21 protein-coding genes are annotated in these 20,428 nt (G+C 68.9%); 11 read left to right on the forward strand and 10 right to left on the reverse strand.

What is annotated here, in order from left to right; genetic code table 11:
- Window positions 1–150: 150 nt before the first annotated feature.
- Window positions 151–1,770 (forward strand): calcium-binding protein, encoded by a 1,620-nt coding sequence (locus AC27L4_RS27845; protein WP_487145869.1) that lies wholly within the window; start codon window positions 151–153, stop codon window positions 1,768–1,770.
- Between the two features lie 713 nt (window positions 1,771–2,483).
- Window positions 2,484–4,028, forward strand: a complete 1,545-nt coding sequence (locus AC27L4_RS27850) for a calcium-binding protein (RefSeq protein ID WP_487145870.1) — start codon at window positions 2,484–2,486, stop codon at window positions 4,026–4,028.
- Between the two features lie 200 nt (window positions 4,029–4,228).
- Here AC27L4_RS27850 and AC27L4_RS27855 read toward each other — a convergent pair whose 3' ends face one another.
- Window positions 4,229–5,110, reverse strand: a complete 882-nt coding sequence (locus AC27L4_RS27855; protein ID WP_487145871.1) for a MurR/RpiR family transcriptional regulator — start codon at window positions 5,108–5,110, stop codon at window positions 4,229–4,231.
- A gap of 231 nt (window positions 5,111–5,341) precedes the next feature.
- On the opposite strand from AC27L4_RS27855, the gene AC27L4_RS27860 reads away from it, so the two are divergent.
- The 6 genes from AC27L4_RS27860 to AC27L4_RS27885 all read left to right on the forward strand — a co-directional run bounded on the left by AC27L4_RS27860 (window position 5,342) and on the right by AC27L4_RS27885 (window position 10,598).
- Entirely contained in the window at window positions 5,342–6,619 is a 1,278-nt protein-coding gene (locus AC27L4_RS27860; RefSeq protein ID WP_487145872.1) for an ABC transporter substrate-binding protein, read from the forward strand.
- A 64-nt stretch (window positions 6,620–6,683) separates the two neighbouring features.
- Window positions 6,684–7,571 carry a carbohydrate ABC transporter permease gene (locus tag AC27L4_RS27865; RefSeq protein WP_487145873.1) on the forward strand — a complete coding sequence of 296 codons (888 nt, stop codon included), beginning with the start codon at window positions 6,684–6,686 and terminating at the stop codon, window positions 7,569–7,571.
- A complete protein-coding gene (locus tag AC27L4_RS27870; RefSeq protein WP_487145874.1) occupies window positions 7,564–8,382 on the forward strand; it encodes a carbohydrate ABC transporter permease in 819 nt (272 codons plus the stop codon). Before AC27L4_RS27865 ends, AC27L4_RS27870 begins: the two co-directional genes overlap by 8 nt.
- Window positions 8,379–9,179 carry an ROK family protein gene (locus AC27L4_RS27875; protein WP_487145875.1) on the forward strand — a complete coding sequence of 267 codons (801 nt, stop codon included), beginning with the start codon at window positions 8,379–8,381 and terminating at the stop codon, window positions 9,177–9,179. The genes AC27L4_RS27870 and AC27L4_RS27875 overlap by 4 nt, the downstream gene beginning before the upstream one ends.
- Entirely contained in the window at window positions 9,176–10,021 is an 846-nt protein-coding gene (locus tag AC27L4_RS27880) for a class II fructose-bisphosphate aldolase (RefSeq protein WP_487145876.1), read from the forward strand. Before AC27L4_RS27875 ends, AC27L4_RS27880 begins: the two co-directional genes overlap by 4 nt.
- 1 nt (window position 10,022) lies before the next feature.
- Complete coding sequence (locus AC27L4_RS27885; RefSeq protein WP_487145877.1) at window positions 10,023–10,598, forward strand: P-loop nucleotide/nucleoside kinase family protein; 576 nt, start codon at window positions 10,023–10,025, stop codon at window positions 10,596–10,598.
- On the opposite strand, the gene AC27L4_RS27890 is transcribed toward AC27L4_RS27885, so the two are convergent.
- Window positions 10,580–11,383, reverse strand: a complete 804-nt coding sequence (locus AC27L4_RS27890; RefSeq protein WP_487145878.1) for a phosphate/phosphite/phosphonate ABC transporter substrate-binding protein — start codon at window positions 11,381–11,383, stop codon at window positions 10,580–10,582. The two genes, AC27L4_RS27885 and AC27L4_RS27890, sit on opposite strands and share 19 nt — an antisense overlap.
- A gap of 138 nt (window positions 11,384–11,521) precedes the next feature.
- Between AC27L4_RS27890 and AC27L4_RS27895 the strand changes: the two genes are divergently transcribed.
- From AC27L4_RS27895 to AC27L4_RS27905, 3 genes are all read left to right on the forward strand, one after another.
- Complete coding sequence (locus AC27L4_RS27895; RefSeq protein ID WP_487145879.1) at window positions 11,522–12,949, forward strand: MltF family protein; 1,428 nt, start codon at window positions 11,522–11,524, stop codon at window positions 12,947–12,949.
- A gap of 355 nt (window positions 12,950–13,304) precedes the next feature.
- Complete coding sequence (locus AC27L4_RS27900; RefSeq protein WP_487145880.1) at window positions 13,305–13,565, forward strand: hypothetical protein; 261 nt, start codon at window positions 13,305–13,307, stop codon at window positions 13,563–13,565.
- Window positions 13,562–14,026, forward strand: coding sequence for a hypothetical protein (locus tag AC27L4_RS27905; protein WP_487145881.1), 465 nt, complete (start codon window positions 13,562–13,564; stop codon window positions 14,024–14,026). The genes AC27L4_RS27900 and AC27L4_RS27905 overlap by 4 nt, the downstream gene beginning before the upstream one ends.
- A 56-nt stretch (window positions 14,027–14,082) precedes the next feature.
- Here the strand turns inward: AC27L4_RS27905 and AC27L4_RS27910 are convergent, their stop codons facing one another.
- The 8 genes from AC27L4_RS27910 to AC27L4_RS27945 are packed head-to-tail and all read right to left on the reverse strand — an operon-like array spanning window position 14,083 to window position 20,265.
- Window positions 14,083–14,967, reverse strand: a complete 885-nt coding sequence (locus AC27L4_RS27910) for an amidohydrolase family protein (protein ID WP_487145882.1) — start codon at window positions 14,965–14,967, stop codon at window positions 14,083–14,085.
- 3 nt (window positions 14,968–14,970) lie between these two features.
- Window positions 14,971–15,375 carry a RidA family protein gene (locus AC27L4_RS27915; RefSeq protein ID WP_487145883.1) on the reverse strand — a complete coding sequence of 135 codons (405 nt, stop codon included), beginning with the start codon at window positions 15,373–15,375 and terminating at the stop codon, window positions 14,971–14,973.
- Window positions 15,376–15,398: 23 nt separating this feature from the next.
- On the reverse strand, window positions 15,399–15,707 hold the full coding sequence (locus AC27L4_RS27920; RefSeq protein WP_487145884.1) for a hypothetical protein: 309 nt from the start codon (window positions 15,705–15,707) through the stop codon (window positions 15,399–15,401).
- Window positions 15,708–15,727: 20 nt separating this feature from the next.
- Complete coding sequence (locus AC27L4_RS27925; protein ID WP_487145885.1) at window positions 15,728–17,149, reverse strand: NAD-dependent succinate-semialdehyde dehydrogenase; 1,422 nt, start codon at window positions 17,147–17,149, stop codon at window positions 15,728–15,730.
- A 20-nt stretch (window positions 17,150–17,169) separates the two neighbouring features.
- The gene (locus AC27L4_RS27930; RefSeq protein ID WP_487145886.1) at window positions 17,170–17,502 is read right to left on the reverse strand and encodes a cupin domain-containing protein; all 333 of its coding nucleotides are present in this window, start codon (window positions 17,500–17,502) and stop codon (window positions 17,170–17,172) included.
- 5 nt (window positions 17,503–17,507) lie between these two features.
- On the reverse strand, window positions 17,508–18,278 hold the full coding sequence (locus AC27L4_RS27935; RefSeq protein ID WP_487145887.1) for an HpcH/HpaI aldolase family protein: 771 nt from the start codon (window positions 18,276–18,278) through the stop codon (window positions 17,508–17,510).
- Window positions 18,275–19,192: a DUF6282 family protein gene (locus AC27L4_RS27940; protein WP_487145888.1), complete on the reverse strand. Its 918-nt coding sequence runs from the start codon at window positions 19,190–19,192 to the stop codon at window positions 18,275–18,277. The genes AC27L4_RS27935 and AC27L4_RS27940 overlap by 4 nt, the downstream gene beginning before the upstream one ends.
- Window positions 19,189–20,265 (reverse strand): beta/alpha barrel domain-containing protein, encoded by a 1,077-nt coding sequence (locus AC27L4_RS27945; protein ID WP_487145889.1) that lies wholly within the window; start codon window positions 20,263–20,265, stop codon window positions 19,189–19,191. The genes AC27L4_RS27940 and AC27L4_RS27945 overlap by 4 nt, the downstream gene beginning before the upstream one ends.
- Between the last annotated feature and the right edge of the window lie 163 nt (window positions 20,266–20,428).

The raw sequence follows: 20,428 nt of genomic DNA on the forward strand, positions 1-20,428 counted from the left end.
GGTTGCGCCCGACGCTCTTGATGTGTGGTATTTTGCGTCGTCCTTGCGTTCCCGTATCTGGAATACTGCCCGTGGAGGCTGAAATCCCTGCAACAACACCACATAAGGCGGGGGCAAACATAAATATACAGAAGAAATAAAGGGTCAGACTTGACAAAATTACATTATACGTCCGGCGGCTCCAACGCCGAAATCCGCGTGGCCGGCTTCAACCTGGCCGATGTTCAATCGGTCGAGGCGCTGAACGAGCTCCCCCCCGGCGTGAAGGGCTTGGTCTATCTGAAGGAAGGCGACGGCGTCACCCAGTCGTTCCTCGACAAGGTCCGCCCCTATATCGGCAATCCCAAGCTCTTCGGCTTCTTCCTGCTGGACGAGCCCGACCCGACCGGCAAATGGGGCAAGTACACGACGGCTGCCGATCTGAAGGCCGAATCCGACTGGATCCACGCCAACCTGCCCGGCGCCAAGACCTTCATCTCCATGATGAACACCGGGTCGTCCAAGAACCCGGACTTCTCCAACAACTTCAACCCCGACAACACCCATATCGACTATTTCGGCCTGTCCCCCTACCCCGTGCGGTCGGAGACCACCACCGTCGACTACGACATGATCGACCGGACCGTGGCCGCGGCCGTGAAGTCCGGCATTCCGATCGAAAACATCGTGCCGATCCTGCAGACCTTCGGCGGCGGCAACTGGCACAATGACTCCGGCGGCAAATACGTGATGCCGACGGCCGCCCAGATGCAGCAGATGCTGGATCATTGGGACCGGCTCGTGCCCAATCCGGCCTTCGACTACGCCTACGCCTGGGGGAGCCAGGAAAACGGCACCGCCCTCGAAAGCTCCTTGAGCCTGCAGCAGGTGCTGCTGAAGCACAATCTCGTCGGCAGCCACGCCCTGAACGGCACGGCCGGCGACAATGTTCTCTCCGGCACCGCCGGCGACGACATCATGCAGGGCCTCGCCGGAAACGACACGCTCTCGGGCGGCGCCGGCCACGACCTGCTCTACGGCGGCTCCGGGAACGACAAGCTCGTCGGCGGCACCGGGGCCGACTACATGGTCGGCGGCATCGGCAATGACAGCTATTACGTCGACAACCCCGGCGACGTCGTCAACGAGAAGCTCACGACCGGCGCCGACAAGGTCTATGCGTCGATCAGCTTCAGCCTGGCGGACACGGCGCATGTCATGGGCAATGTCGAGGAACTGGTCCTCACCGGCACGGGCAACCTCACCGGCGCGGGCAATGCCCTGGACAATCGCCTGACCGGCAACAGCGGCAACAACATCCTCAACGGCGGCGCCGGCCATGACGTGATCATGGGGCGGGACGGCAATGACAACCTTCTCGGCGGCGACGGTCCCGACACCCTCAACGGGGGCGCCGGCCGGGACGTGCTGACCGGCGGGGCAGGAGCGGACCGCCTCACCGGAGGCACGGGCGCCGACACCTTCGTGTTCCAGAGCACGGCGGACAGCCAGGCCAGCGCGGGCCGCTACGACACCGTCCTGGACTTCAGCCGCGCACAGGGCGACAAGATCTCGCTGACCGCCGTCGACGCGAACACCGGCGCCAGCGGCAACCAGGCGTTCGGCTTCATCGGCACGCACGCCTTCAGCCATCATGCCGGCGAGTTGCGCTACGACGTGCGCGGCGGCGACGCCTTCGTCTATGGCGACGTCAACGGAGACGGCCGCGCCGACTTCGAGGTCCGGCTCGTCCACGTCACGTCGCTGGCGGCGAGCGACTTCCTGCTCTGAGCTTCCGTCCGCGGCCGACGGCATCAGGCGCGACGCCGGCCGCGCACACCCGGCAAGTCGGATATATCCGACTTGCCTTTCAACTCGCCAATCCCGGAAACGCACGAGACCGGCGGGGCAAGGGGCCTGGGGAATCGTCGCGCAGGGCGTGTCTTATCCCACTCCTCTCCGCACGAGGATGGGCGCGGGCGTCGCAGCAAGATCGGAATCCCGGCGCCTCGCATGGCGGGCAAGCCGACAGGCATCGCGCCTGATCGGGCAGCGGGCGGACGTCCGGGAGGATGAGTCGACCGGCCACACGCCATGGCCAATCCACTGCAGCTCCCTTACCAAATCACATCGGGAAAATATGGAATAATGATCAAAATTTCCTATTGCATCCGAATTTCGGAAAACATAGCCCGACACCAGATAACGTGCACCAGACAAGAATCACTCGTGCATACTGAATTTCGACACAGACACTGGCATCAATTTCGAAATTATTAATTTTCAATGCTTTCAATAAGATACACATAATCTCAAATTTCGCCAAATTCTCGCCCCAAACAGCAACCACGGTAGCTACCGCCACAATCGGCAGGTACATGATTCGTCGTATCTACAAAAATACCATTGAAGTTCAAAGCAAAGGAGACCGGAAAACCTGCAACCACCCGGCATGAGGCCGGGGATGAATTGCAAGCGATCAAAAGACACAAGAGGGTCAGATTTTGACAACACTACACTACACGTCCGGCGGCTCGGCCGCCGCAGCGAATACGGCTGGCTTCAACCTGGCCGACGTCCAATCGGTCGCGGCGCTGAACGAGCTGCCGCCCGGCATGAAGGGCTTGGTCTATCTGAACGAAGGCGACGGCGTCACCCAGTCGTTCCTCGACAAGGTCCGCCCGTATATCGGCAATCCCAAGGTCTACGGCTTCTTCCTGCTGGACGAGCCCGATCCGACCGGCAAATGGGGCAAGTACACGACCGCCGACAACCTGAAGGCCGAATCCGACTGGATCCACGCCAACCTGCCTGGCGCCAAGACCTTCATCTCCATGATGAACACCGGGTCGTCCAAGAACCCGGACTTCTCCAACAACTTCAACCCCGACAACACCCATATCGACTATTTCGGCCTGTCCCCCTACCCTGTGCGGTCGGAGACCACCACCGTCGACTACGACATGATCGACCGGACCGTGGCCGCGGCCGTGAAGTCCGGCATTCCGATCGACAACATCGTGCCGATCTACCAGACATTCGGCGGCGGCGACTGGCACAACGATTCCGGCGGCAAATATGTGATGCCGACGACCAGCCAGATGCAGACTATGCTGGACCATTGGCACAACGTCGTGCCCAATCCGGCCTTCGACTATGCCTATGCCTGGGGCACGCAGCAGAACGACACCGCGCTCGAAAGCTCCCCGACCCTGCAGAAGGTGATGCTGCAGCACAATGTCGTCGACGCGGGCACCCATGGCCTGGACGGCACGCCCGGCGCCGATGTTCTCACCGGGACCGCCGGCAACGACGTCATGCACGGCTTCGGCGGCAATGACACGCTGCACGGCGGGGACGGCCACGACAAGCTCGTCGGCGGCACCGGCGCCGACCACATGATCGGCGGCAACGGCAACGACAGCTACTATGTCGACAATGCCGGCGACATCGTCGACGAGACCGGCACGACCGGCCACGACAAGGTCTACTCCTCGATCGGCTTCAGCCTGGCCGATACGGCGCATGTCCTTGGCGATGTCGAGGACCTCGTCCTGACCGGCAAGGGCAACATCAACGGCACGGGCAACGCGCTGGACAACCGCCTGACCGGCAACAGCGGCAACAACGTCATCGATGGCGGCGCCGGCCACGACGTCATCAACGGCCGCGGCGGCAATGACACGCTGATCGGGGGAGCCGGCGCCGACTATCTCACCGGCGGCGACGGCGCCGACACCTTCGTCTTCAAGACCCTGGACGACAGCCGGCCCGGCCCGGGGCACTATGACACCATCTCGGACTTCAGCCATGCCCAGGGCGACAAGATCTCCCTGAGCGGCATCGACGCAAACACCGGTGTCAGCGGCCACCAGGCGTTCAGCTTCATCGGCACGCACGCCTTCAGCCATCACGCCGGCGAGCTGCGGGCCGAGACGCACGGCGCCGACACCTTCGTCTCTGGCGACGTCAACGGAGACGGCCGCGCCGACTTCGAGGTCCGGCTGGCCCATGTCTCGTCGGTCACGGCCGGCGACTTCCTGCTCTAGACGCGATCCCGGATCCCGCCGCATCCGCTCCGCCGGCATGCGGCGGGGCGGACCTTCCTCGAGCCCTTCGATCCCGGATCGAAGGGCTCGATTCATGACCGCTCCAGGGACATGGCCAGTCGGCGAGCCGCCGGGAACCGGCAGCCGCCACATGATCGGCACCGCCCCCCGGAACTGCCGGAAGTCGCCGCCGGAGCGCCTCACATCGCGATCCGTTCCCCGCTCAGCGTCTCCTCGATGCGCACGACATTGTCGAGCATGGCGGGATTGCGGCGCGCGAGGCAGTGGAACAGCACCTCGTTGAACATCATCTCCAGGATGCGCGTCATCACCGCATCGGTGCCGAACAGGCTGACGCCCGGCGGCGTGACGATGCGGATGTCCGCCAGATCCCCGAGCGGCGATCCGTTGCTGCCGAGGATGGCGGCGATGCGGGCCCCGCGCCTGCGGGCGACCTCGGCCGCCTGCAGCGTCGACTTGGTGCGGCCGGAATAGGAGATCGCGATCGCCAGGTCGCCGGCCGACATCAGCGACGCGAAGGCGATCTGGTTGTGATGGTCCTCGGCGAAATTGATCGGGATGCCGAGGCGCAGGAGCCGCTGGTGCATGTCGAGCGCCACCACGGCCGACGCCCCCGCCCCGAAGACCTGGACGTTCGTCGCCTCGCTCAGCGCGGCGACGAGCTGGGCCAGCTCGGGCCGGTCCGAGAGAATCTCGGCGAACCTGAGCGCCCGCACCGAGGCGCTGTGGAACACCTTGAGCGCAATCTCGGCCAGGCCGTCGGAGGGGATGATCGCCGGCTCCAGCCGCGGCGCCGCGGCAACCGGCGCATGCATGGCCCTGCTCTCCTGGAGCAGGGCCCGGCGCATCTCCTTGATGCCGGCGAAGCCCAGCCGCTTGGACAGGCGGTCGATGGTCGAGCGGCTGGTGCGGGTGCGCTCGGCAAGCTCGACCGAGGTGAGGCTGGCGATGTCGTACTCGGCGATGCTCAGCAGGAACTCGACCACGCGCCGCTCGGCGTTCGAAAACGGCATGCGCGACACGCGTGACAGCAGGGATTCCACATCGCGGGCCTTCGCCACCCCTTCCTCCTCCGTCCATCCAATTGCGGCGAATCTGACACGTTTTGTGTCAAAATAATAGTCTATAGACGTATTGAGGTGCTTACTGTCCCGTAGTAGCGTCGCCATCGGATCGAAACGGGCGACCGCCGACGCAGATCGACCGGTCAGGGGCGCCGATCCGACGCTGACAACAGACAAGCAAGGCCGATCGCGCCGCCGATGGCGGCTGGACGATCGCGGGAGGAACGCGTGCACAAGCTCAACTCTGCTCTGCTCGGCCCGATGCTCGCGGCCGGAATGACCCTCGCCGTCGCGAGCCCGGCCATGGCGGTCGAACTGACGTTCTGGCATCACACCTACCCGCCGGCGACGGACTTCATCGCCAGGAAGGCGGCCGAGTACACTGCCAAGCACCCGGACGTGACCATCAAGCTGCACGAGGATCCGCACGGCGACTACGAGGTCAAGCTGCTCTCGGCGATCGCCGCCGGCAATCCGCCCGACATCGTCAACGTGCTCGACTATCTCTTCCCGCAATTCGCGGCCAAGGGCATCCTGGCCGAGGCCGATCCCGCCGCCCTCGGCGCCGCGTCGGTGGCCGAGGTCGAGGGCCGCTACATGCCGGCGGCGCTGTCGGGCCTGACCATCGACGGCAAGCTCTACGGCGTGCCGGAAGAGTTCAACACGCTCGCCCTGTTCCTGAACAAGAAGCACTTCGCCGAGATCGGCGTTGATGTCACCAAGCCCGAGAACTGGCCGAAGACCTGGGCGGACGTCTTCGCCCTCGCTGCCAAGCTGCAGAAGAAGGATGCGTCCGGCAAGGTCACCCAGCTCGGCTTCAACTGGGTCTGGAACCTCGACCCCTACTGGTATGCCCAGCAGTACTGGCCGATCCTGGTGCAGTACGGCTGCGAGGTCGTCGGCGCCGACGGCAAGGCCGCGATCAACTCGCCGGCCTGCGTCGCCGCCTTCACCGAGACCTGGCAGGCGCTGATCACCGACGGGATCGGCGGGCCGAACCTCGCCACGGTCAACCCGGTCAACGCGCTGCAGGACTTCAGCGAGGGCCGCCAGTCCATGGCGATCGCCGGCATCTGGGCGCCGCCGCTCTACTCGGACGCGGTCAAGCAGGACTATGTCGTCGCCAGGCTGCCCCAGCGCGACCCCGCCCAGCCGCACACGCTCCTGAACTCCTACGCGCTCGCGGTCACCGCCGGATCCAAGCACCAGAAGGAGGCCTGGGAGTTCCTGCGGTTCCTGACCTCGGACGGCGACGGCTACCTCGCCGCCACCGGCTATGTCACGGGCCTCAAGGGCTGGGCCGACACAGAGGTCGCCCAGAAGACGCGGGGCAGCGCCGTCTTCGCCGACGGCCAGAAATACGGCTCCTTCGTCTGGCGCTCGCCGACCTGGGCGCAGGAGGGCACGGCGATCAAGAACGCCATCGAGCAGTTCGCCCAGGGCGTGCCGGTCAAGGACGCCCTCGACCAGGCGGCGGCCGAGATCGATCGGATCCGCGGCCGCTGACACGGCCCGGGCGGACAGGAGAGGCGCGGGCCGCGGCCCGCGCCCGCAAGGACAGGCGAGCGACATGGCGGCAGGCCGGATCATGGGATCGAGGGGGCATCGTCCCGGCCTCTGGGGGGCGGCCTTCGCCGTGCCGGCCCTGCTCTACATCGCCGCCTTCCAGCTCTACCCGATCCTGTTCTCGGTCTTCATCAGCCTGAATCAGTACGACCTGCTCTCGCCGCCGCGCTGGGTGGGCCTGCGCTACTACCGGGACCTGGCGACGGACAGGGCCTTCCTCGACGCGCTGCGCGTCACGGTCGTCTACGTGCTCTACACCGTCATTCCCGTCATCGGCTTCGCCTTCTGCCTCGGCTACGCCCTGACGCGGCTCGACCGCACGCGCGGCCTGTGGCGCACGTCGATCTTCCTGCCCTCGGTCATGCCCCTGGTCTCGGTGGCGCTGGTCTGGAAGCTCCTGTTCAACTTCCAGGGGCCGGTCAACGGCGTCATGGGGGACTTCGGCCTCTCGCCCGTCGCCTGGCTCAACAGCAGCGCCTACGCGCCCTGGGCCATGATCGTCATGAGCTGGTGGCACGCCACGAGCTACTACACCATCATCTTCCTCGCCGGCTTCCTGGCGATCCCGCGCGACTATTACGAGGCCGCTTCGCTCGACGGCGCCGGCAGCCTCGCCCTGCTGCGGCACGTCACCCTGCCGCTGATGAAGCCCACGGTCGCGCTGGTGGTGGTGCTGGCCACGGTCAACGGCCTCAAGACCTTCGCCTTCCAGCAGATCGTCACCGACGGCGGGCCGGCCGGCGCGACGCAGATCCTGACCCTGCTGATCTACAGGACCTCCTTCTCCTTCCTGGAGATGGGCCGGGCCGGCGCCTATTCCGTGGTCCTGTTCGGCGGCATCCTGGTCATCAGCCTGCTGCAGATCTGGCTCCTGAGGGACCGTCATGCATAGGCCGATCGCCGCCCGCCTCCTGGCGATCGCCGTCGTCGTCTTCGCGGCCGCCCTCACCCTCTATCCCATCGCCTGGATGGTCTCGGCCGCCTTCAAGACCAATGCCGAGATCTTCTCCACCGGCGTCGCCGGGATCGGCACGGCGGGATGGAGCAACTTCACCTCGTCCTTCGGCCAGCGGCCCTTCCTGCTCTATCTCCTCAACTCGGTCCTGGCGGCGCTCGTTTCCGTCGCGGTCACGGTCGCACTCGGCGCGCTATGCGGCTACAGCCTCGCCAAGTTCTCCTACCGCTTCTCGGGACTCGTCGGCTTCGCCGTCCTCGCCTCGGTGATGATCCCGCTGGAGGCGATCGTCATCCCGCTCTTCCTGGAGATCCATGCCTTCGGGTGGACCAACACCTATGCGGCGCTGCTGCTGCCGACCGCCTTCAACGTGGTCGGCATCTTCATCCTGCGCCAGGCGATGCTGGCCATCCCCGACGCCTATATCGAGGCGGCGCGCATGGATGGCGCCAGCGAGGTGCGCATCCTGGTCTCGATCATCGTGCCGATGGTCCTGCCGAGCATCGTGGTCGTGGCGGTCCTGACCTTCAACCTCAGCTGGAACAGCTACCTGTGGCCGCTGATCGTCGCCACCGACGACAGCCTGCGCACCCTGCCGCTCGGCATGGCGGCATTCCAGAGCGCCTTCAACACGCAATACGGCCAGGTGATGGCGGTCTCGATCTTCGGCGCCATTCCGACCACATTGTTCTTCATCGCCTTCCAGAAGCACTTCATCGAAGGCGCCGTGGCGGCTGGCATCAAATGAACCTGGCGATCGATCTTGGCGGCACCCATCTCAGGCTCGCCCTCGGCGAGGGCGACGGCCCGTTCCAGCGCGAGCATCGCCTGCGCCGTCCCGAGGGGATGACGCCACAGGACTTCCTGGCCCGGATCGGCGGCGTCCTTTCGGACTGGGCCGTAAGCCCGGCCGATCTCGGCGGCATCGGCATCTCGGCCGCGGCGGTGTTCGACCGGAACGGTGCGGTCGTGCGGGCCGAGAACATCGGCTGGTACGACGTGCCGCTGCGCGCCCTGGTCGCCGAGGCCTTCGGGCGGCCGGCCGCGGTGGACACCGACGTGTTCTGCGGCGCGCTGTACGAAGCCCGCGCCGGGCAGGCGAGGTCCAGCCGCTCCGCCCTCTATGTCGCGATCGGCACCGGCGTCGGCCACGCCCTCGTCCTCGACGGCCGGGTCTGGCGCGGCGCCACCGGCGCGGCCAACGCCATGGGCCACATGGTGGTGCGCCCCGGCGGTCCGCGCTGCTACTGCGGCAATGCCGGATGCCTGTGCGTCTTCGCATCAGGCCGCGCCGACGCGGCGCCCGGCCCGGGCGCCCTGGAAGCGCTGGCGATGGCGATCGGTGCGGCGGCGACGCTGGTCGAGCCGGAGCTCGTCATCCTGGCCGGCGGCGCGCTGAACCAAACGTGGTTCGATCTCGCCCGCCTCGAAAGCCTGCTGCCGCAGCTCGCCTATCCCGGCCTCGCCCCGCCGCGCCTCGTTCAAAGCGACGTCCCGGATCCCAATCTCCGCGGCGCCGCGCTTCTCGTGAAGGAAATGACATGATCAGGGAAAGTGCCACTCACTGGATCGGCCGCGCCTACCGGGAGGGCTGGGCGGTCGGCATGTTCAACGCCCACCACCTGGAAGCGACGCAGGCCGTCGCGCTGGCGGCGGACGCGGCGCGCGCGCCGGTGATGCTGTCGACGACGATGGGCGGGATCCGCCATGTCGGGCTCGACTATTTCGCGGCCATGGCGCGGGTGGCGCGCAGCCGCACCACCGCCCCGCTGATCCTGCATCTCGACCATGGCGCCGACTACGATACCGTGCGTGACTGCATCGAGGCGGGCTTCGATTCGGTGATGATCGACGCTTCGTCCGCGTCCTATGACGAGAACGTCGACCTGGTTCGCCGCGTCGTCGCGCTGGCCCGCCGGCACGGCGTCGGCGTCGAGGCGCAGATCGGAGAAACCCTGGCCGAGGAGGGCGAGGAGGTGGTGGAGCGCAAGACCACGGTGGAGGAAGCGGTGAAGTTCGTCGCCGATACCGGCGTCGACTACCTCGCCGTCTCCATCGGCAACACCCCGGGCCGGCTCGGCACGGGCGCGCCGATCGACGTGCCGCTGGTGCGCGCGCTGTCGGCGGCGCTGCGCATGCCGCTGGTGCTGCACGGCGGCACCAGCGTGCCGGCGGACACGGTGAAGGCGCTCATCGCCGCGGGCATCGCCAAGATCAACATCGACGCCGCGATCAAGGGGGCCTTCCGCAGCGCCTTCAGCGAAGCCTATGGCGGCTCCGATCCGATCGTCGACACCCGCGTGCCGTTCGGCGAGGCGCGCCGGCGCGCCGTGGCGGCGGTGAAGGAGCGGATCGACTGGTTCGGCGCGACGGGACGGGCGGCCTGACGTGACGCCTCCCTCCCCGCCCCTGGTCATCCTGCTGGTCGGGCTGCCCGGCGCCGGCAAGACCACGCTCGCCCGGGCGCTGGCGCCGCGCATCGGCGCGGTCATCCTCAACCGCGACGACATCCGCGACGCGATCTTCCCCGAGGCCTTCCTCGACTACAGCGCGCCGCAGAACCAGGTCGGCACGGACGCCCTCATGGGCGTCCTCACCTATCTCCTGCGGCACAAGAGGCCGGGCTTCGTCATCGTCGACGGCAAGCCCTTCTCGCGCAAGGCCGAGATCGCCACGGTCGGCGCCCTCACCGCCGAACACGGCGCCGAGCTCCTGGTGCTGCACTGCGTCGCGCCGCCCGAGGTCATCGAGGCCCGACTGCGCCGCGGGCTCGCCGATCCGCGCAACGTCCGGGCCCAGCGCGATCCGGAGAAGGCCGCCCGCATCGGCCGAACCTTCGAGGCAATCGACATGCCGCATGCGGTGATCGACACCACCGCCCCGTTGCCGGACATGCTCGCGCGCTGCCTCGCGGCGATCGAGGCCCGGCACGACGGCCGGCCTCCTCATGCGAGAACGGGGTAGCCGAGCGCCCTGGCTCGCTCCTCCATGCGCAGGCAGCGATCATAGTCCGACAAGGGTCGGACCTCGAACCCCTCGAGCAGGAAGGCGGCGCGAAGCTCGGCCAAGGCCGGATCGGCGCAGGCCGCGGCGACTGCCTGGCGCAGGCGCAGGAGGTTCGCCGTGCTTGTCGCCCGCGCCGTCACAAGCGGCAGGCCGGGGGCAGGCTCCGAGATGCACAGGATGCGCAGCCCCTCCACCGCCTCCGGCGTGGCGCGGGCGGCCAGCGCATGGGTGACGCAGTCGATCGCGGCAACGTCGGCGCCGCCGTCCCGGACCAGTTGCATGGACCGGGCATGGGCGCCGGTCTCGACCACCGCGCCGAAGAAACGACCGTCCCGGGCGTGGGGCGCGACGAGGGCGCGCAGGGCGTTGTAGCCCGACTGGGACTCTCTTGCGTTGAAGGCCGCCCGCCGGCCGGCCAGGTCGGCGATGGTCCGGGCCGGATCGTCCTCGCGCACGATGACCAGGCTGGCATAGTCGCTGCCGCGGCAGCCGAAGGCCGCATAGCGCAGGGTGCCCACCAGCTGTACCCGGCCCGCCAGCACCGTCACCAGCGGATAGCCGCAGGCCTGGCTGAGCAGCGTCGAAGGTGAGAGCCAGTGTCCGGCGAAGTCGGTCGGCAGGAACAAATCCTCCGGTACGATCGGCAAGCCCGCAGCGCGCAGGTGGCGGCGCAAGGCCGGCCAGAACGCCTGGATCGCGGCGGAGGCCTGCTCGTACATCGGCAGGGATATGGCGGGTGACACGCTCGCTCTCCGCTGGCGCCAGGTTTTGACGCACATTAATAATACATATAAAATATAATCTTTATATTTTAATTTGCCAACCTCGGATATGGCCGTGCGGCGGCGCCGGAAAGGGCGTAGCGAGCGGCAGACATCCGAATGTCGAGCGATCTGCGGGAGGGCTGCGCGCAGCCGCGTGAACGGCCTGGGCGGCCGCGGGCGCTGGAGTGCGGATCCTTAAGGATGTCACGAAGCTCCCGTCGAGGACGGGGCTCGGAGAAGGCAGCGGCCGGGCGTCTATCGGGCCGTGACGGCCTGGATCGCCGCGGAAATGGCATCGCCGTCGGCCGCCAGTTGGGCACCGCCGTCGAGCTCGGGCAGGCCCTGGAAAAATACCTGAACAAGACGCGCAAGAAGGAGATCGAGCGCATCCGCGTCGCCTTCGTGCCCGTCACCCGGGACGGGCTCATCCCCGCATTGATCGAGGGGCGCGGCGACATCGTCGCCGCGAACCTGACGGTCACGCCCGAGCGCAAGGAGGCCATCGATTTCACGCCGCCTCTCGCGACCGGCGTGAGCGAAATCCTGGTCACGGGACCGTCCGCCCCACCGGCGCCGACGATCGACGACCTCGGCGGCAAGACGGTGCCGGTCCGGCGCAGCAGCAGCTATTACGCCCATCTGAGCGCCATCAACGAGCAGTCCAGGCAGGCCGGAAGGCCGGAAATCACCGTCGAGCCCATCGACGAGACGCTCGAGGATGAAGATCTGCTCGAGATGGTCAACGCCGGCCTGCTGCCCTGGACCATCGTGGACCGCCACAAGGCCGAGATCTGGGCGACGACCTTCGACCACATCAAGCTGCGTGACGACATCGCCGTCGCCCGGGACGGGGAAATCGCCTGGGCCCTCCGCAAGGACAGCCCGAAACTCGCGGAGGCGCTGGCCCCCTTCGTCCGCGAGCACAAGTTGGGCACCACGTTCGGCAATCTCCTCAAGAAGCGCTACTACCAGAGCGACAAGCTGGTGCGCGCCGCCTATGACAAGGCCGAGATCGAGAAGTTCCAGGCTCTGGTCGTCCTCTTCCACCAGTACGGCACGACCTACCGGTTCGACGAGCTGTTGCTTGCCGCCCAAGGTTACCAGGAATCGCAGCTGGACCAGACGCGCCGCAGCCCGCGCGGCGCGGTCGGCATCATGCAGCTGCTGCCCTCGACCGCCGCCGACAAGATCATCGCCATCACCGGCATCGACAAGAGCGCCGAGCGCAACATCGAGGCAGGCGCCAAGTACCTCGCCTATCTCTCGAACCGCTATGTGAACGACGCGAACCTCACGCCGATCAACCGCATGCTGTTCGCGATCGCAGCCTACAATGCCGGGGCGGGCAACCTGAACAAGTTCCGGCGGGAAGCCGGAAAGATGGGGCTCGATCCGAACGTCTGGTTCGGCAATGTCGAGCATGGAGCCGCCAAGATCGTCGGCCGCGAGACGGTGCAGTATGTCGGCAACATCTACAAATACTATGTTGCATACAAGCTGTACTTTGATCGAAAGAACAGCACGGCCACGCCGAGCGGCAGTTGAGCCGGGTGACCGCCGCAGCCGGGGCCTCGTCGCGACCGCAGTCCCTTGGGGCCGCTCCCCGGGGGGCGGGCCTATGGGCCCTAAGTCCAACTATCGGCGCGCCCCGACTTGCGCGAAGGATTCGCCGAGCCGGACGTCCGGCCCTTCAACCTGAGCAAGATCGAGGCGCAGCTCGGGGGCGCCGGCGGCGTCGACCGACGGACCGCGCCGGCACGGAGCCGATGCGCGAACGAGCTCCCGGCGGCGGCCCTGCCTGCCGCAAGCCCGGAGCGGGGCGAAGGGACGACCTCCCCTTCGCCCCGAGACCATCAACGGGCCGGTGGCGGTCCGGACACCGGGCGGAGGGACTTCGGACGTGCGAGCCATCGGATTTCCTGCCATAGGGGCGCTGGCGGGCGACGCGCCCGGCGTGGCTCACGCCGAGGACATCGACCTCGACAGATTGGTGAAGATCGGCGCCCGGCTGGTGCGCTTCACGGCGGGGTTGCGCGACTGGGCGCACCACCCGCAAAATGGACTCGAAGGCATCGGGGTCCGCGGGGCGATCACGCTGCTTTCCGAAATAGCCGGGCATGCCGCCCGTCCGACGAGCCTGCAAGGAGGGGGTATCCCATGAAGTTGACATATGTGCTGGGTCTTGGCCTGGCGGCGATCGCCGCCTCGGCCGCGGGTACGCCGGCCACGGCCCTGCCGATGCGGCCGATGCCGACGATCGAACAGCCGGCCTCCGTGGTCGAGACTGTGGCGGTGCGCCGCCGCACCACGGTCGTCCGTGGGCCGCACGGCGGCGTCGCCGCCAGCCGGACCGTGACCCGCGGCCCGGCAGTCCGGCCAGGCGCCCGTCCGGTTGTGCGCCCCGGCACCCATCCGGTGGTGGTCGCGCCGCGGCCGGGCGTCTGGGTGCGCCCGGCGAACTACTGGTGGCGGCCCGGAGCGGCCGTGGCCGCTGGCGCCGCGATCGGTGTCGTGACCGCCGCGACGGCCGCGGCCTGGGCCGGCAGCGCGCCGGCGCCGGGCTATTGCTGGTACTACACCGACCCCAGCCGTCGCCAGGGCTTCTGGGACAAGTGCCCGTAAGGAGCTTGTGGGCCGGCCGCCGCGCGCGGCCGGCCTGACGGCCCGGCGTTGCTGCCTCAGCCGCCGGGGCGCTGCCCGAAGAACAGCTCGCCGGGATTGTCGACCAGGATGCGCCGCCGCACGGCCTCGTCCGGCGCGTAGGCGGCGAGCAGGTCGAGCAGGCAGCCATCGTTCGGCGGCGGCGTGGTCGAGAGCGGATGCGGCCAGTCGCTGGCCCAGAGCACCCGCCCGGGCGCCGCGTCGATATAGGCCCGGGCGATCGGCACGATATCGTGCCAGGGCCGGCCGGCCTTGGAAAGCTTGTGGCCGTTGGAGAGCATCACCCAGACATTGCCGCGGCGCAGCAGCTCGATCACCCTGCCGACATTCGGCCCGTCCAGACCCTCGGCTCCGTCGGGCCGGCCCATATGGTCGATGACCACGGGAATGTCGAGGTTGGCGTAGAGGTCGACGGAGTCGCGGATGCCGGCGGCGCCCGGCTGGATCTTGACGTACCAGCCCAGTTCGCGCGCCCGCGCCACGGCGCGCTCGAAGCCGGCCCGCGAGGGCATCAGGTTGACGTCCTTCAGGAAGTTGAAGCGGGCGCCGCGGATGCCGCCGTCGTGCAGCCGCGCCAGGAGGCGGTCGTCGGCCTCGGTGAGGACTGCGCCGATGGCGCAGCCGCGATAGGCCGGCCCGGCCTCGGCGAGGGCGTCCAGCACCGCCGCGTGGTCGGTGCCGTAGGTCGTCGCCTGGACGATGATGCCGTGCTCGATCCCGAGGGCGCGGTGCATGCGCCGCGCCTCGGCGAAGGTCGCCTGCGGCATGCGGTAGGCGGCGCCGTCTCGCGGGGGATAGCGCTCGGGGCTGCCGAAGACGTGGAACTGGCAGTCGCAGGCGCCGGGCGGCGGCATGAAGCCGGGCGCCCGCGGATCGGGGTCGAAGGGATGATAGTCGGGCATGGCTCAGACCTCCCTGCCGGACCGGCTGGCGCCGATGACGGCGGTGACGTCGCACTGGATCAGCATGGCCCCTTCCATCTCGACCTGCAGGGCGTGGCGGGCCGGCCGCGACTCCTCGTCGGGGAACATCGCCTGCCATTCGCGGTTGAGCGCGGTCCGGTCGGCGCGGTCCTTCATCCACACCGTCATCTTGAGGATGTCGTCCGTGGTGCCGCCCGCCGCCTCGACGATGGCGCGGACATGGGCGAACATGTGGGCGCATTGCGCGTCCATGGTCGGGGCGACGCGGCCGGTGGCCGGATCGACGCCGTTGATCACGCCGGACATCAGCAGGCCGCCGATCATGCTGGCGTTGGGGATCGGGTTCCGATGCCGGAAGCCGTCGATGACGATGCTCTGGCGGACCATGCTTGTCTCCGGAAGGCGCGGGATCAGCGATGCAGCAGCCACAGGGCGGCCGCGAGCACGGCCGCCGCCGCGACGGCGAGGAGTGCGAGGGGCAAGGCCCCGTCGCGATGGATGGGGATGCCGGCCTGCCGGACCTCGCGCAGGAAGGCGGCGAGATCCGCCGGCGAGGCGAAGGCGAGGCGCCGCTCCTCCTCGCCGACGATCAGGTCGCAGCTCGGGCGCGCTCCGCGCCGGACGACGCAGCCCGTCGCCCGGACCAGCAGGGCATGGACGTCGGCGTCCGGTTGCGGCGCGGCCGCGCCTCCCCTGCCCTCCCGGCGATCGGCCGCCATGGCGCGCCGCCCTCCCCCGCTCAGGCCTGGCTGACGAACTTGGTGGCGAGATAGGCCTGCAGGCCCTCGCTGCCGCCTTCGCTGCCATGGCCGCTGTCCTTGATGCCGCCGAACGGCGTCTCCGGCGCGGCGAGGCCGAAATGGTTGATCGACACCATGCCGGCCTCGATCTCGTCGGCAAGGCGGGCGGCCCGGGCAGTCGAGCCGGTGAAGGCATAGGAGCCGAGGCCGACCGGCAGGCGGTTGGCCTCCTCGACGGCCTCGTCCAGCGTCTCGAAGCGGTTGATCACCGCCACCGGCCCGAACGGTTCCTCGTTCATGATGCGGGCGGAGCGCGGCACGTCGGCGAGCACGGTCGGGGCGTAGAAGAAGCCCTGGTTGCCGACTCGCTTGCCGCCGGTCAGCAGCTTCGCGCCCTTGTCGACGGCGTCGCGGACGAAGCCGTCGATGGCATCGACGCGGCGGGCATGGGCCAGCGGCCCCATCTGCGTGCCCTCGGCCGCGCCGTTGCCGACGACGAGCGCCTCGGCCAGCCCGGCGAAGACCTCGGCGAAGCGCTGCTGCAGCGGCGCCTGCACCAGGAAGCGGGTCGGCGAGGTGCAGATCTGGCCGGCGTTGCGGAACTTTGTGCCGGAGCCGAGCCGCGCCACGGCCTCGGCGTCGACATCGTCGCAGACGATGAACGGCGCGTGGCCGCCGAGCTCCATGGTGCTGCGCTTGAGGTGCTGGCCGGCGAGCGCGGCGAGCTGGCGGCCGACCGGGACCGAGCCGGTGAACGACACCTTGCGGATCACCGGCGAGGGGATGAGATGGGCCGAGATCTCGGCCGGCACGCCGAAGACGAGGTTGAGTACGCCGGCTGGCACGCCGGCTTCCTCGAAGCAGGCGACCAGGGCGATGGCCGAGCTCGGCGTCTCCTCCGGCGCCTTGGCGATGATCGAGCAGCCGGCGGCGAGCGCGGCGGCGACCTTGCGGACGAGCTGGCCGAGCGGGAAGTTCCAGGGGCTGAAGGCCGCGACCGGGCCGACCGGCTCGGCCAGGGCGACCTGTCGGGCCCCGGGGATGCGGGCCGGGATGACGCGGCCATAGGCGCGCCGCCCCTCCTCGGCATACCAGTCGATGACGTCGGCGGTGGCACCCGCCTCCAGGCGCGCCTCCGCCAGCGGCTTGCCCTGCTCGCGGGTGATCGCCTGCGCCAGCGCCTCGGCCCGCTGCCGCGCCAGATCCGAGGCCTTGCGCAGGATCCTGTAGCGCTCATAGGCGGTGACCTTGCGCCAGGCCCGGTAGCCGCGCTCGGCAGCGGCGAGCGCGCGGTCGAGATCGGCCGCCTCGGCGAAGGCGACCTCGCCGATGGCGCCGCCGGTGGCGGGGTCGACCACGGTGCCGCGGCGGGCGCCCGACCCGGCGCTCCAGGCGCCGTCGATGAAGAGGGATGCGGTCATGGACGGGAACTCCGAGGCGGTCACGCGTATTCGGGACGGGCCGGCGTGAAGACATCGAGGTTCAGGGCCGGCTGGTCGCCGACGACCTCGACATAATGGACGACGTTGGAGGGGATGAGGGCGACGCCGCCGCCGCCGAGGCGGACCACCTCCTCGCCGATGTGGAAATCGACCAGGCCTTCGATGATGTAGACGATCTGCTCGTGCGGATGGGAATGGGGCAGCGTCTCGTGCCCCGGCCACAGCCGGTGCAGCGCCAGCGTGGCGCCGTTGCCGGAAAAGGCCTTGCGCTCGATGCCGCGGCGCACCGGCGTCCACTCCATGGCTTCCCAGTCGACCTGATGAACCGACATGTCCGTCACTCCGTCTTGGATGCGCGCACGATGCGCGCGGCGCGGCCGGCCTCGGCGATGAGCAGGCTCTGGTCCGACCCGCAGATGAACAGGCTGATGCCGAGCGCGGCGAAGGCCGCGGCGGCCTCGGGCCGGCCGATGAAGATGCCGACCGTCCGTCCGTGCCGGCGCCCGGCAGCGGCGACATGGGCGATGGCTTCGCGCACGGCCGGATCGTCCGGCCGCTCGCGGCCGAGCGACAGGGCGAGATCCGCCGGGCCGATGAGCAGTGCGTCCAGGCCCTCGACAGCGGCGATGGCGTCGACGGCCTCGACCGCCTCGGCGTCCTCGACCTGCGCCACGACCACGCGCTCGGCGTCGGCGCGGGCGCGGTAGGCAGCCGGATCCTCGGTGCCGAAGCGCCCGGCCCGCGGCGAGGGCGAGAAGCCGCGCCGGCCGCGGCCGTAGTCCGCGGCCGCCAGCACCGCCTCGGCATCGGCGGCGCTGCGGACATGCGGCACGACCACGCCGAGCGCGCCGACGTCGAGCTGCGCCGCGATCGCCACGGGGTCGAGGGCGGGCACCCGCGTCAGCAGCGGCAGGCCGACGCCGCGGGCCGCCGCGGCCATGCGATCGACGGCGGCGAGGTCGATCGGTGCGTGCTCGGCATCGGCCACGGCGAAGTCGAGGCCGGCAAGGCCGAGAAGCTCGGCCTGGTGATGCGCCGGCGTCTTGACGAACGTGCCGGCGAGGACCTCGCCGGCCCGGATGCGGGCGCGCAGCGACGAGGGGTTCACGGCAGGCCCATCAGGGTCGCGGCATTGGTCGACACCATCTTGCGGACGGCGTCCTCGCCATAGCCGAGGTCGAGCAGCAGGTCGATCATCTGCCGGAAGCCCTCGACCGGCGTCGGGTTGTTCTTCTGGCCGAGGTCGGAGCCGAAGAAGGTGTTGTCGACGCCGGCGGCCTCGATCACCTGGCGCAGGTGGTCGCGGTCGAACAGCAGGAAGGTGGAGGGCACGAACATGCAGATCGAGTGCTCGATCATCACGCCCATGCGCACCAGTTGCGTCACGTCCTGGAATGAGGCTTCGTTGACGTAGGTCGGGTGGTTGAGGAACAGCCGCTTGACGCCGCGGCGCTTTGCCTCCTCGTAGAAGGGCCAGAGCTCATCGATGTGGTGATGGCCGCCGGAGACCGCCGCGTCCGCCTGGGCGACGAGGTCGAGGATCAGCTTGACCTCGTCGGTGATCACGCCGCGCTCGTCGACCAGCCTCTGGCCGACCGGCGCCACGGTCTTCTTGCTGTTGACCGGGAACTTGTTCTTGAAGTCGGCGTCCTTCTTGTCGTGGTCGATATGGTTCTGGGCGTGGGCGGTCGCCATCCAGACGATGCGCGCGCCCTGCTTCAGGGCATAGTCGACCGCGCTGGGGTTGAGGCCGCCGAGCGGGTTGTTGAGGACGATGGCGCCCAGCACGGTGGTGCGGCTGGGGTGGTGCTTGTTGATGAGATGCGCGATCGGCATCGTCGGGTAGTAATGGTCCTTGAGCAGCACGGCCGCCATGCCGACCTCGGCCGCCTGCTGCACCACCTCGATGTGGTCGACGGCGCGCGGCATCAGCGAGGGGCCGCTGTGGACGTGCAGGTCGACGGCGCCCTGCATCAGCCGGTCCACGGCCTCGGTGCGCGCCTGGTCGCGGGGCTCGCTCATGACGATGTCTCCTCCTGGGCGGGGGTTGGGGCGGGAACGAAGCGGCGCCAGTGGTCCTGGCGCAGCGGCATGTCGGCGAAGCTGCGGCGGCTGTCGGCGGCCCGGCCGACGATGTCCTCGGCCGTCAGGCCCTTGCCGGCGAGATAGGCGTCGAGCTCGCCGAGGCTGCGGCCGATGAGGTCGTAGCCGCGCAGCATCACCGCCGAGGCGAAGCCGACGGCGCTGGCGCCGGCGAGCAGCATGCGCGCCATGTCGAGCCCGTCCTGCGCGCCGTTGATGCCGATCAGCGGCCGCTCCCGGCCGAGCCGGGCGCGGGTCAGGGCCAGCCACTGGCAGGTGAGCGGCAGGTTCCAGAAGCCGCCGACCGCCAGGCTGGTGCCGAGCATCGGCGCCATGGTGTCGAGGTCCGGCACGAGGCCGAGCAGGCGTCCGGCCATGACGACGGAATCGGCACCGGCGGCGAAGGCGGCCTCGGCCAACTCCGGCACGCGCTCGCTCTGGCCGGTCAGCTTGATCCAGAGCGGCAGCGTGGTCGCTGCGCGGACGGCGGCGACGATGGCGCCGACCCGCTCGGGCCGCAGCTCGGTCGACACCGCGCCCCTGGCGGCCTGGCTGGCATAGGGCGTGCCGATGTTGAACTCGAGCACGGGCAGCCCCGCCGCCTCCATCTGGCGCACCATGGCGAGCGCCGCGTCGAGATCACCGAGGATCAGGCTCGCCACCAGCACGCAGTCGTGGCGGCGCGCCAGCGCATCGGCCCGGCGGCACTGGTCGAGCCAGGCCTCGAAGGATTGCGGCGTCAGGCCCGAACGCGTCGCCAGTGTCACGTCGCGCGGCGCCGCGGCGTCCCAGGGCACGGGCCGCCAGTCGGCGCCGAGGGCGACATATTCGGCCCGCTGCAACTGGTCCCGGGCGGCGGCGGATTCGTTGGTGGACTTCACCACCACGGCACCGGCGCCGGCCCGGATGGCGGCCGCGACCCCGGCGGCGTCGATCATGTGCTCGCCGGCCGCGGCGATCAGCGGGTTCTTGAGCCGGACGGCGCCGATCCGGGTTTCCAGTCTGGTTGTCATCGGAGGACTCGGAAGCATCGTGCCGGAGACCCCGGCCGGTCGCGGCCTGCGGGGCTCTTCGTGAGATGTCGTTTCATTGTGAAAAACGACGTTTTAATGGACGGTACATCCGCAAAGGACAACGGTCAACCGGAATCCCGGCGGGCCGGGCGGGAAGAGCCAT

Source organism: Labrys sp. Lb11, from assembly GCF_057554225.1.

What these genes read in the sequence shown, in the direction of transcription:
- AC27L4_RS27865 (WP_487145873.1), top strand. Translation starts at nt 6,684, where the DNA reads ATGGCGGCAGGCCGGATCATGGGATCGAGGGGGCATCGTCCCGGCCTC.
- AC27L4_RS27870 (WP_487145874.1), top strand. Translation starts at nt 7,564, where the DNA reads ATGCATAGGCCGATCGCCGCCCGCCTCCTGGCGATCGCCGTCGTCGTC.
- AC27L4_RS27875 (WP_487145875.1), top strand. Translation starts at nt 8,379, where the DNA reads ATGAACCTGGCGATCGATCTTGGCGGCACCCATCTCAGGCTCGCCCTC.
- AC27L4_RS27880 (WP_487145876.1), top strand. Translation starts at nt 9,176, where the DNA reads ATGATCAGGGAAAGTGCCACTCACTGGATCGGCCGCGCCTACCGGGAG.
- AC27L4_RS27895 (WP_487145879.1), top strand. Translation starts at nt 11,522, where the DNA reads ATGTCGAGCGATCTGCGGGAGGGCTGCGCGCAGCCGCGTGAACGGCCT.
- AC27L4_RS27905 (WP_487145881.1), top strand. Translation starts at nt 13,562, where the DNA reads ATGAAGTTGACATATGTGCTGGGTCTTGGCCTGGCGGCGATCGCCGCC.
- AC27L4_RS27910 (WP_487145882.1), bottom strand. Translation starts at nt 14,967, where the DNA reads ATGCCCGACTATCATCCCTTCGACCCCGATCCGCGGGCGCCCGGCTTC.
- AC27L4_RS27915 (WP_487145883.1), bottom strand. Translation starts at nt 15,375, where the DNA reads ATGGTCCGCCAGAGCATCGTCATCGACGGCTTCCGGCATCGGAACCCG.
- AC27L4_RS27920 (WP_487145884.1), bottom strand. Translation starts at nt 15,707, where the DNA reads ATGGCGGCCGATCGCCGGGAGGGCAGGGGAGGCGCGGCCGCGCCGCAA.
- AC27L4_RS27925 (WP_487145885.1), bottom strand. Translation starts at nt 17,149, where the DNA reads ATGACCGCATCCCTCTTCATCGACGGCGCCTGGAGCGCCGGGTCGGGC.
- AC27L4_RS27930 (WP_487145886.1), bottom strand. Translation starts at nt 17,502, where the DNA reads ATGTCGGTTCATCAGGTCGACTGGGAAGCCATGGAGTGGACGCCGGTG.
- AC27L4_RS27940 (WP_487145888.1), bottom strand. Translation starts at nt 19,192, where the DNA reads ATGAGCGAGCCCCGCGACCAGGCGCGCACCGAGGCCGTGGACCGGCTG.
- AC27L4_RS27945 (WP_487145889.1), bottom strand. Translation starts at nt 20,265, where the DNA reads ATGACAACCAGACTGGAAACCCGGATCGGCGCCGTCCGGCTCAAGAAC.